The following is a 16,017-nucleotide window of genomic DNA, read 5'->3' as shown; positions in this document are numbered from 1 at the left end:
GATCCCCGCAGATTGTCCTTGGCGAACTTCTGGCGAAGCTGCGTCCGCATACCCCGGATGCCGTTGACCGTGATCGTGCCACGGTCGGCCAGTTCATCCTTGAGGCCTTGAAGCACGGACAGCCCATCGGCCCCGCCAGGCACTTCGCTTAGCTCGGCAATGTGGCGGTCCAGCGTCTCGATCGCCTTCGCTGGCGCAATCCGGGCATCGCCGGCTTCTTCTGCCGCTTTATCATAGACCCGGCCAATCGAGTTGCGCGATCCGGAGCGGAATTTGAGCGCGCCCTCGCGGACGGCATTGCCCATATTCTCCGCGTCCAGCGCCGCACCTTCGCGAGAGGCGATCTTGCTCAGCGCGTCGCCGGCTTGACGCTGCGACCGCTGCGCCGCCTTGGTGATAGGGACAGCACCACCCGGCGTGGTACGGACCACCGTCGTGAGCGTGCGCGTGAGCGCCCCCCCCGCGTCGGCCGGAAGCATGTCGATGCCAAGATCAGCGGATGCCTCCGCTACATCGCGGGCTGTGTCCGCAGCCCCGCCACCCGGACCAGTAGGAGGCCGTTTGCCTTTCCACATTTCACCGAGTTTGCCAAATCCCGCGCCAAGGGCCGTTCCCGCAACGCCTCCGGTGACGGCCCCCGCTCCACGCTCTTGCCAATTCTCGCCGGACCCAAGGCCATAAAGGGCGCCAGTTGCCCCGCCAAGGCCAGCCAACTCACCAGCCGTGCTGGCTCCTCGGCCCACCGGAAACAGAAGACCCCCAGCCACCTGTCCGGCCCCGCGCAGCCAAGGGCTGTTCTCTGCGTCATAGCGATCGATGGCACGCTCGCGACGAAGATTATCGTCCATCGTGCCGTCGCCAAAGACCGTCTTACCGGCTGCGGTGATTTCATCTGCGAAGCCCAGCGACAGGGCATCGGCAGCGCCGCGCGCTACTGCGTCCGCGCCTTCGACAATGCCGCCCTTGCCGCGCGCATCGGAAATGTCCGGGTCCTTGATAATGGCTTCAGAGGCGGGTGCGACATTGCCGCCCGGAAGATCGCGGGCTTTCACGATCTCGTCGGCATTGGCGAGGTTCCAGCCAATGGACGAGGCGAAGTTCCGCAACTGGTCAGGGGACGCTTTGGGGTTCGCCTTGTTGAAAGCGTCATAAGCGGCCTGCTGTTCAGGCGAAAGGGATTGCGGGGCGACCTTGTCGGCCACGTCAGCGGGCGCTAGAACGCCCGGATCGGCAACCAATTGCTTGCTCCCGACGCCGGGACCGGCCGCAACTTTGAGGCTTTCGATGACGCGCTGGCGCGCCTCCGCCTTCTGCCGGATCGTCTCTTCGCTGTCGCCTGTCTGCGGGAAGAATATCTTGTCCTGCGCCGTGAACTCATCTCCACCGATCGCAGCACCCGATTCATACCGGAGCGAGGCGCGGATGAAATCTTCGCGTGCCTGCTGCGCCTTCTGACGTTCCGGAGAAGTGTGCGAATTGACAACATTCTCGGGCAGGACCGCCCGCGCCATGTCGCCCATATAGCCGACCGGAGAACCGCCTTCTTTGGCGGCTATAAAGTCATTGTTCGCGCCGACTGCCCGCTCATAGAAGCCGGTCGATTTACCCTGGTATTCCGTCAGGGTGTTGCCGCTCGTCTTCTTCGGCGCCCACCCCTGAGCGCGGTAGGTGTCCAGTTCGGTCTGATGTTCCGGCTTGATCCGGCCCGCCGTCTCCAGCTCGATCAGCTTGGCAATGCGCGGGTTGGTGACGGTCTGTGTCGGGTTAGGCTGGCCCATGATGCCCCTCAGTAATTCAGGTCGTCGGTGGCGGTCGGGGCGTTACCCATGACGCCGATCAGCGGCTGCGGGCCCCATTTGGAGACGCGCGCCTCCCGCTCACGGGCAAGGCCGAGATTGCCGCGGGAGATTTCCTCGCTCGACCGATTGTGGCGCTTGGTTTCGTCAAGCTGCGCGTCAGATCGGGCGTTCGTCAGCAGCTTGTCCACGTCGATCGCCATCGCGACATAGCCCTTGAGGCCATTGTCGGAGAGGTCGGCCTTCTCCAGTTCCTCGCGGGTCATACCAGCGGCCATAAGCTGCGGTGCGACGGCGCGCAGGGCCTGCCCACGCTGCGCCGGAGGGAAGCCGGATAGATATTGCGCGGCCTGGCCGAGCGCCGCGTTGCGCGTCTCGAACTGCTCGCGCTCCTCCTTGCTGGCCTTGGTGAAATGATCCAGAAACTTCATCGCCATTTCCGGGTCGATGATCATCAGATCGCGCATCGCGTCCTTGTTGTAGGCAGGGTGGGCGGAAGGGTGGGGAAGGTCGCCAAGATTGATCGGGCCGTTTTGCTGCCCGCCTTCGCCGTCCTGCTTGAACGGGCTAAGGCCCTGCGCAACCCGCTGGCGCGCAAACTGGACCGCCTTTTGCATGATGCTCGGCGGCATGTTCCGCAAGAAGTCGGGGTTAGCCTGCTGGTCTGGGTTGTTTTTGGTGAGGTATGCGATCTCCTGCTGATCCAGGCCCGGCACGAGAAGAGGGATTTCCGTTTCCTTGCCGTCGATATTGACGCCAACGGATATCTCAGTCGAGACGCCGCCATCAGGACGCTGGATCACCCCAAGCCACCCGGTTCCCTTCGCTGAACCATCGGCGCGGTTGCCCCAAGTCGAGCGGTCATTTGCGTCTCCACCCAAAGCCGCCATGTTCTTCGCCACATAGGCCCGCGTTTCAGCCGGCGCGGCCTGTAGCCAGTTTTCGCCATGCGCCTGCAAGGCCCGATCAAGATTGCCCGGCCCCCAATTATAGGCCGCCCACGCCTTCGCCATGTCGCCGCCGTAGCGATCTTTCATCGCGACCAGATAATCCCGGCCTACCCGGTTGCTTTCTTCCGGCGAACCATCCGCCGCAGCGCGCACACCGAAGCCGGGATCGCGGTTCGTGGCTGGCATGACCTGCATCGCATAAAGCGCGCCCTTGGGGCTGCGGACAGGGCGGCCATTGGCATAGTCGCGATTGCGGCTTTCCGTGTTCGCCGTGATGTCGAACAGCCGGCCATTGCCCGCAGGTTCCGGGGCAGGAGCGGAAGGCGAGGGTGGCGCGTAGGATGGCTGCGAGACGGCGCCGCTTTCGTCGATTGCAGTTGAGGGTGCGCCGCCTGCAAACAGCCGGACCAGCGCCGACTGGCGCAGTTGCTCCTGCTGCCTGGCCCGCGCCTTGTCCTCCATGGCGTAGCGACGATCTTCCAGCGCGATCTGCCGGTCCTGCATGGACTGACGGTCGGAGACGCCCTGCCGATACATCTGCATCAGCGCGCCTGCGTCGATTGCGTTGACGATCGGCATCAGTAAATCCCCCCGAGATTGCCGCCATAGGGATATTGACCGCCGCCGTTCTTCATCCCCTGCATGTAGAGCAGCCCGCCCGCCGCGCCGCTGACAGCCGAATTGATCGCGTTGCCGGTGTTGGCGTAAGCCGACGCTCTTGCCGCGCCTGCCTGCTGCGCTGCCTGAGAAGCCCCGGACGCATAAGCCTGTCCCGCCTCCGCCGTGCTGCCCGTGGCGCTCTGGCCCACGCCCGCAAGAGACTGGAGCCGCGCCACATAATTGTTGAACTCATCCGATGCCACGCCCTGAGCGTGTGTGTTGACCGCCTTCATCGTCGCGCCGGAGTAGAGCCCCCCGCGCGCCGCCGCCGACCGCTCGATGGCCTTCTGGCCCTCATTCAAGCGGAACAGATAACCGGGGCTGTTGTAGAAATCCGAATAGTCGGCGCCTGCCGTGCCGCTCGTTCCGCCACTTGAATAGGCGGCGGTGTTGCGGCCTTCGCCTTGCCCGTAGGTGTTGTAATGCCACTGGCCATATTCCGCTTCATCGTTGAAGCGGCCTGTGGGCTGCACCTTGGCCCATTCCTTGGCGAGATCAGGATTGCCCTGAACATAGGCGTTCCAATCGGTCCGCTTGGGAGAGGACACCCCGGAGATCGCGGCGAGCTTATCGAGCGCGCCATAGCCGACCTGGCGATAGGGCGCATAATCCGCCCGCGTCGTGTCATATTGATATTTCTCGATGGCGGCGGACTTGTCGGCACCTTTCTCAATCGCCTTCGCTGATTTATTGCCGGAATAAATCGACGCCCCCGCGCCAACGACCGCTGTACCGATGGCCACTGCTACCATGTCAGCCCCCGATCCATGCAGAATAGAATGTTTCCACCGGCTTCATTCCCATAGCTTGGAAAAGCCGCCCGCTATCCTTGTGCAGCTTCGAACCGAAGTAGACGCGATCCACACCCCGCCGCTTGGCCTCCTTCATGACGGCGCGCATCAGGCGCAGGCCCGCGGTTCCGCCGCGAATGTCCGGAGTAGTGTAATAGATGTCCATCGTCAGGGTGAGGCACTGGCGATAGTGAAGGCCCGGTGCCACGAAGCCTGCGAAATAGCCGACCAGCCGCCCGCGCTGTCGCAGCGTGACGAACAGCATTTCCCCCGCCGCCTCGCGCGCCGCATAGACATTCCACATCGGGTCCAGCGGGGTTTTGTCCTTGTCGAGTGCCAGTTCCTCCCAATGATCGGGGAAGATAGCCTGCAACTCGTCCAGTCGCTCCATGAAGGATTCGACATGGGTCGTGAGAAAAGATCGAGGCGCCGCACTGATCGAGATTGGCGCCTCGACAGGTTGGGAGATCACCTCCTTTCGGCTATCGGCCAGCATCATGCCGTCCTCACGTCAACGATCAGCGCCAGACGATCGTCCGCGCTGTTATTGATGACAGAATGGGGGGCGGTGTTATCGATCCACCAGCACTCGCCTATGCGGAAATTGACGGCTTCATCGCCGATCTGGAACGCGCAGCCGGGGAGGGATTGCAGCGCGATCTGGTATCGCTGATAAAATTCAGCCGGGGCGCCCTGGTCGGCATGCTCGGGAATGGAATTACCTGGTGCGAGGCGGGTGATGAGGACGCGCCCCAACTGCACCCCTTCGACCCGGCGCATCAGATCAAAGACGAGATGCCGGGCCTGCGGCAGTTCCTGCCATGCGGGGTAGGAGCGCACCGCGATATCATCGATGACCGCCGTTTCGTCGTCCGGCACGTCATTGAAGAATAGCCAGATATCGTCGCAGGCCGCATGGGGCGATCCGGGAAAGGTGGTGCGGAGGCTGTTCTGGTTCCACAGATGTGGTTTGGCCGCCAGCGCATTAAGCAGCGGCACCACATCCATTTGTTCGAAAATCTTGCAGAACCGACGCATGAAATCTCCAGACTGGTCGGCGCTGTCTGGAGTGAGTGCGGATGCGCGGTCCGCCGCAAATGCGTCACGGCGCGACTATGCACGAAATCACGGGGGAGGGCAACAACTCACGTCAGCCCGCCCAGGTTGGTGATGTACCATTCGGTGGTGTTGGTCTTGACCGCCTCTGCCATGCCGTTCGCAGCAAGAGTGCGGGAGCCGGTGGACGCAGAACCGGCCAAGCGCAGCGTGTCGCTGGTGATGGCGATCGTAACCGTGCCAGAGCCGTTTCGGGCAACGAAGCGGACAATCGTCCCGATCGGGAAGGCGACCGAAGCATTGGCAGGGATCGTGTAGGTGTGGGCCGAACCGCTGTCGTGGTAGATAGTCTTGCCAGCATCCGCCAGAACAAGCGTGTAAGCCCCGGAACTCTGTTCATTAACGGGCATCCCTCTGAAGCCCGCCGTGTAAACATTGGTCGGCCCACTGTTGGGCAGAATCACTTCGCCGGTGAAGGTTGCCCCGTCAAGATAGGCAAAATCGCCATCGGTGCAGGCGGTGTTGAACTGCGCCTTGGTGCCGGACACGGTGTTGCTGCCAAGGGCCAGCGTCTTGTTGGTGAGCGTCTGCGAGCCGGTGAGGGTGGCAACGACTGTTGCATCTACGGCAATATCATTGGCATTGACGGTTATCCCTGTACCCGCGCCAATGTCGAAGGTACGGGACGCCGATATATCGCCGCCGCCCGTCAACCCCGCTCCAGCAGTCAGCGTCACCGCCGCGTGATCGGTATTTCTCGTGCTGGAGGTGTCAAGGGCGACGTCATTGGCGTTTACCGTGATGCCGGTTCCCGCTCCGACATCTACCGTGCGGGAGGCAGAAATATCCCCTCCGCCCGTGAGCCCGGCGCCCGCTGTGATCGAAACCGAGCTATGGTCCGTGTTCCGGGTCGATGCCGTGTCCAGCGCCACATCGTTCGCATTGACGGTGATTCCAGTGCCGGCCCCAACATCAAAGGTCCGGCTCGCGCTGATGTCACCGCCTCCCGTCAGACCGTTTCCAGCTGTCAGGGTGACACTTGCATGGTCGGTGTTTCGGGTGGAGGTGGTATCGAGCGCAATGGCGCCGGTGCCACTGTTATAGCTAATCCCGGTCCCGCTGCTAAGTGATGCCCTCGCCCGCGCCTGCGTGAAGAACAGATTGGCGATGCCTTCGGTCACATTGTCCGAATTGAGGGCCGCCTGAGAGGCTGTTGTGATCCGCCCCTGCTGATCGACCGTGAAGCTGGCAAGCTGTGAGGCGCTACCATATGTTCCCGGCGTAACTGCGGTATCATCAAGATTGATCGTGGCTTCTGACGCAGCGAGAGACAAGGACAGCGCCGTTCCGGCAAGCAGCCTCTTGGCGTTGGGCAGGACGGTCGAAGTCGTATAGGTCAGATATTCGGCATCACGGAGGGACTCAATCAGTCCCGTCCCCGTGATCCTCTGAACCTGGACCAGAAAGCGATAAAATTCCGGCGTAACGAACCCGCTTGCATCAGAGATGGGTGCGCGGGGCGGAAGGACCTCAAATCCCATTTACCGGATATCCGCATAATAGGACATGACGAAGGTGCGCGCGGGATCGGTGACGCGCAGGTGTATTTGCCTCTGCCGGAACTGCCCAAGCTTCCTCCAAATAGCACGGCGGCGATAATCACCAATCACACCCATCGAGCGCCATGCCTCGTTGGACCAGCGGCGACCGCCATCATCGGAATAGCGAAGCATGATCTGCGGGTCATCGATGGAACTATTGCCGACGCCTGTCTCGCACATAACCTCGAAGGCATACATGGTGAGACGCTGCCGCTGGCCTTCGATGGTGGGTAGGTAGATATCGACCTCGATCCGCTCGCCATCCTCGGTATTGAGATCCAGTGACGGGCGATAAATCTTGCCGTCCTGCCCGCTCGTCAGCAGGACCATGTTATATGCTTTTACAGCGCCGTTGACCCGCCATCCGGTCAGATCAACACTCTTGCGCTCATGCCACAGTCCGGTGGCCTGATCGAAAACGAAGGTGCCGTTATCCGTGTCGAGGCAATAGAATTTGTGCCCCTCCTGGTCATAGGCGAAGCCGCGGGCATAACTGACATTGCGCAGCTGGTATTCGATTGCATGGGTTGATATGCGGATCGGCTGATAGCCGGTGAGGCGATAGACGACGCGGTCGTCCCCCATGAAATTGACGCTGTTGTCGATCTTGACGATGCTGTCGCGGTCGAAGCAGCCGCGCTCGATAAAGGCATTCCCCTGCCGCTCGAAAGGAAATGCCGCAGCGCCGCTATTGTAGAAGATTTCGACCGTTTCCGATCCGAAAAACTGTACCTCCCGATGATCGATGATCATGCCAACGATATTGTCGGGAGAACCTTCGGCCGTGGCTATATCCGAAGGGTCGTAGCTCGTTGCGTCCCCCAGCCCCGAAATGAAGAATTGCCCCGTTCCGGCACGGGTCCAGAGGATATAGCTATCGATGAACCCGACATCGGAAACGGACCAGGAAATACCATGGTCTGCTAGCGTGGTGAGGGAGCCTGCCGAGAGAATATAGCCAACCCCCGCCGCCGCGATGCACAACTGCGCCCCATTGTCGGCCATGTGAACCAGGCCCGACCCTGCGATGGTGCCGATTAGCGTCTCTGCTCCCGCGCTGGAAACGCTGTAGAGCGATGTTCCTGATACGACATAGAGCGTGCCGGCCATGACGTGGGCGCCGCGGACTGGCCCAGTGCCCACATCCGCCCATTCAAGAAGGCCCGGCGCGGCCATGAGCGCGAAATCCTCCCGCTTGTCACCGTCCGCGCGCTCCGCAAAGCAGTTGACCAACTTGGAACCCGACCATGGTTTGGAGCGCCCCTCGCTATATTGTAGGGCTGGTTTGGCCTTCAGCACCAGCGCGCCTCCGGTTGCAGGAACAAGCTGGCAGGCTCGGTATCCCATGCCTCAAGCTGGGCCTTGTAGAGACCCGCGCGTGCGCTGATCTCGCTGCGAATGTCTGGCGTCACGCCATATTTGAGCGCCAGTTGCTCAGCCAGGCCGTAAGAGAGGGCCTGCATCCATTCGTTGGGGAAATCCGCGTCGTCCGCTGTGCTGTCAAAATCCTCGATCGGACGAATTTCCGTCAATTCTAGCGTCATTGCAGCGGCCACAGCGGTCGAAGCGGTCGGCCACAAATAGAGTGTTCCCGCCGTCGAGCGTGGGTCATAATAAAAGCTGATGGGGGTGGCCTGAGACGCCTTGTTGGGCTGCTCCAGATAGTCTTGCCGCGCCAGATCATTGAGCGGCGTGTCGATGCCAGACGAGGTAACGCGCCGGCGCACCTCAATCACCCGCAATGGCTTGGGTGTGAGCGTATAATCATCCTGTCCAGCGACCAGAGTGACAGAGCGGCTAACCTGCTTCCACAGATGGCCCTCGGCGCTCCAGGCCTTCGCAAGGAGATTGAGCGAGCGCATGGCCCGCTGATACATATCAGCGTTGATGCTTTCGCCTTCAGAACCGACGCCGCAAATGTCGAAGGCTTCGGCTATGATCTCGTTCGCCGCCAGGCGATAGGTCGTGTCACCGGACGTTGCCATTTACAAATCTCCCGGCTGCACTTCATTGTCGGAAAGGAAGGTGTCAGGTGATTCGGGGCGAGCGTTGGGGATCGCCTGGTTGCCAGGCACGCCGCGCACAAAATCCTGTGGATTGCGCCTGTCCACGAAGCTGCGATGGACCATCGCCCCGTCCCATTGGCGAACGAGTTGCGACAGGGGATATTTGAAGCCAGACGCCTCGCAAATCCCCTGCGCTTCCCAAGGCGCGAAGCGGTCCATCAGCCGTAGGCCTTCACCAGATCCAGTTCGATCGTGTAGGTGGCATTGGCCGCCGCGCCGATCGTGCTGAACTGGATGACTCCTGTCTTGCCAGCCCCGGCATTGTTCGGGATACCCCCGACCGAGGCGAAGTCATGCAGCCCATAGCCGGTGAGGATCATGGCCGACACGTCCGCCGTCGCATCCCACAGGATATTGACCTTCATGCCCGCCACCTCGTAGCGAACGGCGCGGATTTTGACGCCAGTGCAGGCGCCCAAGTCAGGATGGGAGGCAAGCGCGGACGGCGTGACCTTGGATACTGCCGCCTCGCCGGTTCCGTCGCTGATGTTGGTGAACTTCATCACCGCCCGGCGTCGGCCGTCGATAATGGTCTGCGAAGTGACTGCATCGGCCATTTACTTGCCTTTCTTTTTCGCGGGCTTCTCAGGGGCCTGGGCTTTCACAGCGTCGATCCCGTCGAAACGGGCCACGCGCTGGAGCCGCTTGGCTTCCATGATGGTGGCGGCGGGAACCGAGGCGAGGATGACGCCTTCTTCATCCTCGACCTCAACCCGGAACCCATCGCCGTCAGATTTGACGCGATAGATCATGGTCAACGCTCCTTGGCGGCGAGCAGGTAATCGACGGTCATGGTTTTCGCGACCGCCTCACCGTTCTGGATGCCGAACGAGACGGTAATCTCGGTGTCGGGCAGATAGCTGGACGAGGCATCGAGCGAGCCGACCTGAACATCATTGACGAAATAGGCCAGCGTGGACTTGCCGTCATAATACCAGCCCAGGACGATGAAGGTGTCATTGGCAAGGCTGGTGATCGCGCTGGCGGAAGTGCTTCCGGTCGTCGCGTTCTTGCGGCAGATGACATCAAGGGTGGCCGCGCCGTCCGCCTTCAGGAAGTAGATGCCATCGGTCACGTCGAGCGGGGTCGTATCGGTGACCTGGAGGCCGATCACCACATCCGACTGCGTGGCGTCCGACACCTTGAAACGCGCCTTGAAGAAAGCCCGCTTGCCCGCTTCCAGAAGGAAGCTCTCGCCCTTCTTCTGAAAGAAGTCGTTGTCATCGTCGGCCGCGTCATTGGTGATGAGCAGCGCGCCGCCATCAACGTCCGTCAGGGCTTCCGACGCGGAGCCGGCGCCGGCCTCGGTCTTGGTGATGGTCCAGTCGCCAGCGGCATAGGTGTCGAAGTCCTCGAAATAGACGTGCCATTTCGTGGGGTCCTGAAAACCGGCGTTAAAAAGGGTGGAAGCGCGGGCGGCGTTCGTGACGCCACCGGGAAACCGGGTAGGTGCTGCCATTTCAATATCTCCAAGCGTTCACGAGAACGATGCGGCTGCATCGCTTGGAGCCTGGAGAAATGGCTGTCCGGCCTGCGTGATTTATACGTTAGTCTTGGGGTTCCCGCAAGGCATAGCGATCCAGATAGTCCGCAGCGGCGCGAAGGAAGGCGGGATTGTCCCGGAACTTGCCCAATCCGAGATTGCAATCGGCGCATAATAGCGCGCGGACACTGCCTGATGCGTGGCAATGGTCAATGGATAGGCTGATCTTCTTGCCCCTTATGACAGACCTTTCTTCCTCTCCGCATATCGCGCAGACGCCATTCTGAGCCGCCACCATATCACCGAGTTGCAAGCGCGTGAGCCCATAGCGGCGCTTAAGATCGACATCCTGATACGCCTCCAGCCGGAGCCTCCTGTAAATCTTTTGCCGCCGCGCCGCAGCGGTCTTTGGGCATTCGCCATCGATCTTTTCCGTAATAGACCGCTTCCAAATGAAGTTGGCTGGTCCGATAGGTTGCCCGTCATCTGCGGCGAATAGTTTATGCTTCGGCGTTGGGCGCTCACCTACATCGGCCGCGAACTGTAGGAAGTCATTTTCCCATTCGGGCGCCATAGGCGTGAGAACGCGGCGGCGGCGCATGTGTGCCCAGCTGTTGTAAAGTGGGTGCCTAGTCTTTTTCCCCCAGCCCTTCGCGCCCCAGTCGTCCGGTCGGGTCTGCTCTGTGTGACCATGGCGCTGGAAACGACGATAATGCATTTCACACATACCGTGCCCAACGGCAGGCTTCCCGCAACTGTCGATGTGGCACATGGATCGAGCACGGCGCGCCGCATATTCGGTGGTCCCGCGCTTTTGTTGGCGCTGATAGCACGCTCCACACAACCCCTTGGCCGCGATCCGAATATCTCTCTGACAAACTGTGCAAGCCATAAAAAAAAGGCCCTCCATTCCTGAAGGGCCTTCCTATTGTATGTAATGGATTAATACAAGGGCTATGCCCCGAGAGTCCCATACAAAGCGCGCGGGTCGGTCCAGCCAACGCTGTACCGCTCATAGCCCTTGTACTTCAGGTTGCCCGTGTCGAAGTCGCCATCCTGCGCGAAGGTGGCTTCCTCGCGCTGGAACAGCTTCATGCCCTCCGGCGCGTCCGTGCGCAGGAACCAGCTGTTGGTGTCCGTCAGAAACGGGTTGGCCTTGATGCCCTCGGGGATCATGCCCATGGCACGAACCGCGTTGACGGCATTGTTGGCCGTGTCGTTCTGGAGGCTGGACTTGAGGATGCGGGTGGCTTCGAACTCCAGTTCGACCGGGATTACCAGTGAACGGGCGGTCAGGCCGATCTTCAGCCCCCGGCTGTCCACGGCCTTGCGGACGAGGATCAGCATGTCTTCCAGCGCCGCTTCCGACAGATCAGCGGCAACGGTCGGCGTGTTCTGCCAGCTACCAGCGATCGACGTGTGCGCGGTCGAAAGCAGGGTCTGGCCGTCGCCGCCCGTGTAACCGGAAGTGCCGGCACGGTTGTAGACGTTGGCCGCGACGATCTCCTTGGTGATGCGGAACGACCGCGCCAGAGCCTTCGCACGGGCTGTGCCGCGCTTCAGGTAGAGATTGTCCATCAGTTCCTCATGCGTGATGATGAGGCCCATGCCATAGGCGACATGGGTGTAGCGGGTGGTGAAGCCCTGCTGATGGCTGTCATAGGTCGTTGCCTGACCCTGCGGCTTTTGAGGCACCAGACCGAAGCCGACGACTTCCTGATCTTCCTCATACTGCATGTCCGACGACACCACATCGAACAGGTCGGTGTAGTATTTGTCGGGGTCCTTGTAGTTCATCCCCCAGACGGCGTTGAGGCCGGGCCAGAGCAGCTTGGGGAAATTCGCGGTTGAAATAACACCAGACATGATACGATCTCCCCTTTAGGCGCCAGCGACCTGGTTGCTGAACAGGTGGCGGTTGATGCGGACGAGGAACTTGGACGATGCGGCACCCGTGCCGACAGCCGTGCCGAAGTCGTTGTCCGCGCGCAGCGGCATGCCCACGATCTTGAGGTCGAGGGTGTTGGTCGTCGCCTCGGTCGTGTTATCGAGAGTGACGCCCGACAGGCCGGTTACAGTCGAGCCGGCGGCCACCACGAAGTTGACGTTGAGGCCGACATCGTTGGCCGTCAGCGCCGTGCCGGTCGAAACCTGCTGCACTTCATAGAGGGTGTTGGGATCGGTGTTCACCAGCACAAGGCGCTGGGTCGAGGCCGCCCGGTAAATCAGGCTGTCGCGGGTATCCGCCACAACGCCGACGACCACGCCGCAGATCACATCGCCGGTCGCAGCCTGGGCCACGTCCGAATAGACGCCACCATTGATAAACTGCGAGGTGCCGGCGATCTTGACCGGATCACCAATATAGATGGCGGTGGCGTCACCAGCGGGGACAGAGAAAACCCGGACAGCGCCGGATGCAACAGCGCCAAGGGTCGAAACCGGGCGCAAACCGGAAGGAGTGTTGAGATTAGCCATTGCAGGCGTCCTTGTTCAGCATCGAGCCGGGAAGGACGCCTGTTACGGGAGAACCTTAGCGCTCGATCTTGATGGCGGATTGACCGGCTGTTGCGTAAAAGGGCTGCGCTTCATTGCTGCCGCGCGCGTGCTTTTCCAACTCGCCAGACGGATCAAGACCTCGGCTGATGTTCTGGTCCTGGATTTTCAGTTCCTCATCAAGCTCCTGACGCCCCTGCTCATAGAGCTCGATCGGGGTTTCCATCAGGTAGGTTTTGAGAGGAGCGCCGTCGTCGGTGGTGCCTGCGAGACGGTTGATACGGGAGCCGGGACCATGGGTGGCTTCGGTCGGGGCTTCCGCGAAGGTATAGCCCAATTCCTGAAGCTCGGCAATGCGGTTCTTGTCATCGTTCACGAAGCGCCTTTTGAAGCCGGGGCGCTCGGCTGCATGAAGCTTGAGACCTCCACCAGTAACCGCGCTACGGCGCTTGCGCTGCAACTTGGGCGTGCCAACCTCCTGACCGCTCGATTGTTCCGCGCCACTTTCCTCGATCGAGCGGGGTGGGCGTCCGCGCCGGGTGATTTCCTCAGACATTCTTCCAATACTCCTTCGCGTAGGCGTCCTTGTCCTTGAAGATGCCCTGACGGACCATCATGTCCGCCATCTGCTTGGCATCGGCGGGCATGTCGGTGTAGCTTTTACCCTTGGCTCCAGGCTGGCGCATGCCGTTAGCCCCGCCGACCGGGTTGACCTTGGGTTCGGCCTTTTCCTTCTTGGCGAAGCGCTCACTGGTGCGCTTGGCGATCTCACCCAGCCACTCCTCGGTGGAGCCGGTATATTCCTCCAGCGGGCCAAGATCGGCGATCACGCTGTCGGCATAGGTGCGCTTCACCTCGTCCTTGGCGTACCAGTCATTGTCGGCCAGCCATTCGCCGAACACCTTGCGATATTCGACCTGATCAACCTGTTTCTTTTCGGCCTTGGTGTCCGAAATGCTGTCGCGCAGTTCGTCCAGTTCCTTGGAGATGCGATCGTGAGCCTCCTCGTCGCCATCGCGCACCGCCTGCTTCTGCTGCGATTTGAGGTCGTTCAAGGCCCGCTCATAGGCCTTCTGCTCGAACCCCTTGAGCGTTTCGATGACCTTCTGCGCGTTGCCGAGTTTGCGGTTGAGCTCCGCCGTCTCGCGGGTCAGGCGCCTGTTGTCGCGCTTGGCGATCGCAAGATTTTCCTCACGGGCGGCAAGGAAGGTATCGGCATCGACCCATTCTTCCGTGTTGCCCTTGAACTCGTCCTGCGGTTTCCAGCCCAGCGTGCGGGCCTGCTCCTCGGGCGACAGGGCGCCTTCGATCTCTTCCGCGCCCTCGGTCAGCGCTTCTGTGCTTTCCATCTCGCTCATTTACCTTCCCCAACAGTATCGCGCACAGTGATCACGATGTGATCAATTCCCCGAGCCACGTCGAAGTGCTTCATCAATGCCATTGCGATAGTCGCCTTCTGGGCTCGGATTTTCTCCCGTACGCGCTGGATAGCGCGCTCCTCTTCGGCTGAAATCTCCTCCTCGATAGCGGCTTGGATGGCCCGGTGAATCACCGTTTCCATGCTGGTCGTTGACACGATGCTCATGCCGCGACCTTCCCGATGATATCCTCATCATTGATGATCCAGTAGACCTGGCCATCATCCGCCTCGATCTTCGCGCCGGAATATTGGGCCACGAAGATACGATCGCCGGTCTTCGGCCTGTCCATCCCCCAATCCGCGAAGGCCGACGCTCCTCGGGCGATCAGCGTACATTTCTGCCGCTTCCACGCTTCCTTTTCCTTGGTCACATCGGAAAGGATGATCCCGCCCGATGTTTTCTCTTCCACTGGATCGGGAAGGACGAGGCACTTTGTGTCCAGTGGCTCGATTCCGCTGTTATTCTGCACTGATAACCTCCACCCCATAAAATGCCGCCACGTCCTCGGCCTCAAGCCGGGACAGGTCCCCCAAGGTCTCCGCCTGGACCTGCGCTGTCTGGTCCGTTGATGGGATTTTCCCCTGCGCCCACGCCTCCGACAGAGACAGCACCCGGTCCTTCAGGAACTGGTGGAAGGCCTGCGTCCCCGGATGGGCCAGCCATCGCTCCAATTCCGCCTTGTTCGCCAATAGGTTCATTGGGCATCACCTTGTCTGCAAGTTGCTGGGCCTGCGCGACCCAATGGATGGCCATCTGCTTCATGGCTTCGTCGCCAAGCTGCTGGCCAAGTGCGAAAGCAGCGGTTGCCGCCTCGACATAGGATTTCGCGGTCGCAGCATCTTTCGCTCGCACATCCGCAAGGTTCTTCTCGGTGTCGGAAACCATCTTCGGGTCAGGTCCGGCCTGCGGCACCTCGAACAGGACCGGGATGTCACTTATCCCTGCCGCCTCGAACTGGCGCCGCCTGATCTCCACCTGGTTGATCAGCGGGTCGCCCATATGCTGCATCATGACCTGACTCTTGGCCATCTTCTGCATGTCGTTGACGGCGGTGGGATCGGACACCGGGACAATATCCAGATCGCGGTCCTGATAGTCGGCGCGTCCGATATTGCCGGTGCCGTCCGGAATGTCCGCAAGCGCGAAATAGGTCTGCTCGTCCAGATGATCGCGGTTGAGGTTGCGCAGGATGCGAAGATCGCGCCCGAAGGCCCGGTGGATGCGCTTGTAGATCGCCGTAAACACCTTCTGCCCCTGCTCGATCAGGGCAAGGGCTGTGGTGGGCGCGGTCTGGCTGTCCTGGCTCCCGGTGAGGATGTCCTGGACGCTGGTAATGTCCTTCGCCGCCTCGATCAGAAGCCCGAGAAGCTGGAACAGCGTGGGCGACGGGCCCGGCAACTGGAGCGGTAGGATATTGTCGCGCAGCGGGCCGGCTGACACGCCCTCGACCCGCTTCCACTCGCCGGGCGTGAAGCGCATGTTGCCGCCCTTGATCTTCACCCCGCCGCCAAGGAAGCCGCCCTGCATGTTGGAGAGGGTGCCGGCGTCGATAAGCTGGTTGATGATCGTGTCGATAACCGCCGAGATGTTATCGAGCAGCGTGCCGAAGCCGATATCGTAGAAGGAGCCATCAGGGGCCGGGATGAAGCCGTATTTGGTGAAATATTCCTTCCGCTCGATCTTCACGATGGTGATCT

20 protein-coding genes are annotated in these 16,017 nt (G+C 61.0%); all 20 read right to left on the bottom strand.

Annotated elements, in window-relative coordinates:
* A partial coding sequence (locus VJS46_RS10240) for a hypothetical protein (RefSeq protein ID WP_324059943.1) occupies window positions 1-1,778 on the bottom strand: 1,778 nt, incomplete at its 3' end.
* A gap of 8 nt (window positions 1,779-1,786) precedes the next feature.
* The gene (locus VJS46_RS10235) at window positions 1,787-3,325 is read right to left on the bottom strand and encodes a lytic transglycosylase domain-containing protein (RefSeq protein ID WP_324059942.1); all 1,539 of its coding nucleotides are present in this window, start codon (window positions 3,323-3,325) and stop codon (window positions 1,787-1,789) included.
* Window positions 3,325-4,158 carry a hypothetical protein gene (locus VJS46_RS10230; RefSeq protein WP_324059941.1) on the bottom strand — a complete coding sequence of 278 codons (834 nt, stop codon included), beginning with the start codon at window positions 4,156-4,158 and terminating at the stop codon, window positions 3,325-3,327. The genes VJS46_RS10235 and VJS46_RS10230 overlap by 1 nt, the downstream gene beginning before the upstream one ends.
* 1 nt (window position 4,159) lies before the next feature.
* Window positions 4,160-4,696 carry a GNAT family N-acetyltransferase gene (locus VJS46_RS10225; RefSeq protein WP_324059940.1) on the bottom strand — a complete coding sequence of 179 codons (537 nt, stop codon included), beginning with the start codon at window positions 4,694-4,696 and terminating at the stop codon, window positions 4,160-4,162.
* On the bottom strand, window positions 4,693-5,235 hold the full coding sequence (locus VJS46_RS10220) for an aspartyl/asparaginyl beta-hydroxylase domain-containing protein (RefSeq protein WP_324059939.1): 543 nt from the start codon (window positions 5,233-5,235) through the stop codon (window positions 4,693-4,695). Before VJS46_RS10220 ends, VJS46_RS10225 begins: the two co-directional genes overlap by 4 nt.
* A 107-nt stretch (window positions 5,236-5,342) precedes the next feature.
* Complete coding sequence (locus VJS46_RS10215) at window positions 5,343-6,794, bottom strand: hypothetical protein (protein WP_324059938.1); 1,452 nt, start codon at window positions 6,792-6,794, stop codon at window positions 5,343-5,345.
* Window positions 6,795-8,201 (bottom strand): packaged DNA stabilization protein, encoded by a 1,407-nt coding sequence (locus VJS46_RS10210; protein ID WP_324059937.1) that lies wholly within the window; start codon window positions 8,199-8,201, stop codon window positions 6,795-6,797.
* A complete protein-coding gene (locus VJS46_RS10205; protein WP_324059935.1) occupies window positions 8,147-8,839 on the bottom strand; it encodes a hypothetical protein in 693 nt (230 codons plus the stop codon). Before VJS46_RS10205 ends, VJS46_RS10210 begins: the two co-directional genes overlap by 55 nt.
* Window positions 8,840-9,079 carry a hypothetical protein gene (locus tag VJS46_RS10200; protein WP_324059934.1) on the bottom strand — a complete coding sequence of 80 codons (240 nt, stop codon included), beginning with the start codon at window positions 9,077-9,079 and terminating at the stop codon, window positions 8,840-8,842.
* Window positions 9,079-9,477, bottom strand: a complete 399-nt coding sequence (locus VJS46_RS10195) for a hypothetical protein (protein ID WP_324059933.1) — start codon at window positions 9,475-9,477, stop codon at window positions 9,079-9,081. The genes VJS46_RS10200 and VJS46_RS10195 overlap by 1 nt, the downstream gene beginning before the upstream one ends.
* Complete coding sequence (locus VJS46_RS10190; RefSeq protein ID WP_324059932.1) at window positions 9,478-9,672, bottom strand: hypothetical protein; 195 nt, start codon at window positions 9,670-9,672, stop codon at window positions 9,478-9,480.
* A 2-nt stretch (window positions 9,673-9,674) separates the two neighbouring features.
* Window positions 9,675-10,379, bottom strand: coding sequence for a hypothetical protein (locus VJS46_RS10185; protein ID WP_324059931.1), 705 nt, complete (start codon window positions 10,377-10,379; stop codon window positions 9,675-9,677).
* Window positions 10,380-10,467: 88 nt separating this feature from the next.
* On the bottom strand, window positions 10,468-10,977 hold the full coding sequence (locus VJS46_RS10180; protein WP_324059930.1) for an endonuclease VII domain-containing protein: 510 nt from the start codon (window positions 10,975-10,977) through the stop codon (window positions 10,468-10,470).
* Window positions 10,978-11,357: 380 nt separating this feature from the next.
* On the bottom strand, window positions 11,358-12,269 hold the full coding sequence (locus VJS46_RS10175; protein WP_324059929.1) for a Mu-like prophage major head subunit gpT family protein: 912 nt from the start codon (window positions 12,267-12,269) through the stop codon (window positions 11,358-11,360).
* 15 nt (window positions 12,270-12,284) lie between these two features.
* On the bottom strand, window positions 12,285-12,881 hold the full coding sequence (locus VJS46_RS10170) for a hypothetical protein (RefSeq protein ID WP_324059928.1): 597 nt from the start codon (window positions 12,879-12,881) through the stop codon (window positions 12,285-12,287).
* Window positions 12,882-12,936: 55 nt separating this feature from the next.
* Window positions 12,937-13,455: a hypothetical protein gene (locus VJS46_RS10165; RefSeq protein WP_324059927.1), complete on the bottom strand. Its 519-nt coding sequence runs from the start codon at window positions 13,453-13,455 to the stop codon at window positions 12,937-12,939.
* The gene (locus VJS46_RS10160; RefSeq protein ID WP_324059926.1) at window positions 13,448-14,257 is read right to left on the bottom strand and encodes a hypothetical protein; all 810 of its coding nucleotides are present in this window, start codon (window positions 14,255-14,257) and stop codon (window positions 13,448-13,450) included. The genes VJS46_RS10165 and VJS46_RS10160 overlap by 8 nt, the downstream gene beginning before the upstream one ends.
* Entirely contained in the window at window positions 14,254-14,484 is a 231-nt protein-coding gene (locus VJS46_RS10155; protein ID WP_324059925.1) for a hypothetical protein, read from the bottom strand. Before VJS46_RS10155 ends, VJS46_RS10160 begins: the two co-directional genes overlap by 4 nt.
* Window positions 14,481-14,789: a hypothetical protein gene (locus VJS46_RS10150; protein WP_324059924.1), complete on the bottom strand. Its 309-nt coding sequence runs from the start codon at window positions 14,787-14,789 to the stop codon at window positions 14,481-14,483. The genes VJS46_RS10155 and VJS46_RS10150 overlap by 4 nt, the downstream gene beginning before the upstream one ends.
* A gap of 41 nt (window positions 14,790-14,830) precedes the next feature.
* Window positions 14,831-16,017, bottom strand: a 1,187-nt coding sequence (locus tag VJS46_RS10145) for a hypothetical protein (protein ID WP_324059923.1), incomplete at its 5' end; no start/stop codon positions are given.

Origin of the sequence: Rhizorhapis sp., from assembly GCF_035276005.1 — a bacterium.
Taxonomy (GTDB): Bacteria; Pseudomonadota; Alphaproteobacteria; order Sphingomonadales; family Sphingomonadaceae; genus Rhizorhapis.
Note: the sequence above shows the minus strand (reverse complement) of the source record. Positions and strands in the feature narration are given on the sequence as shown.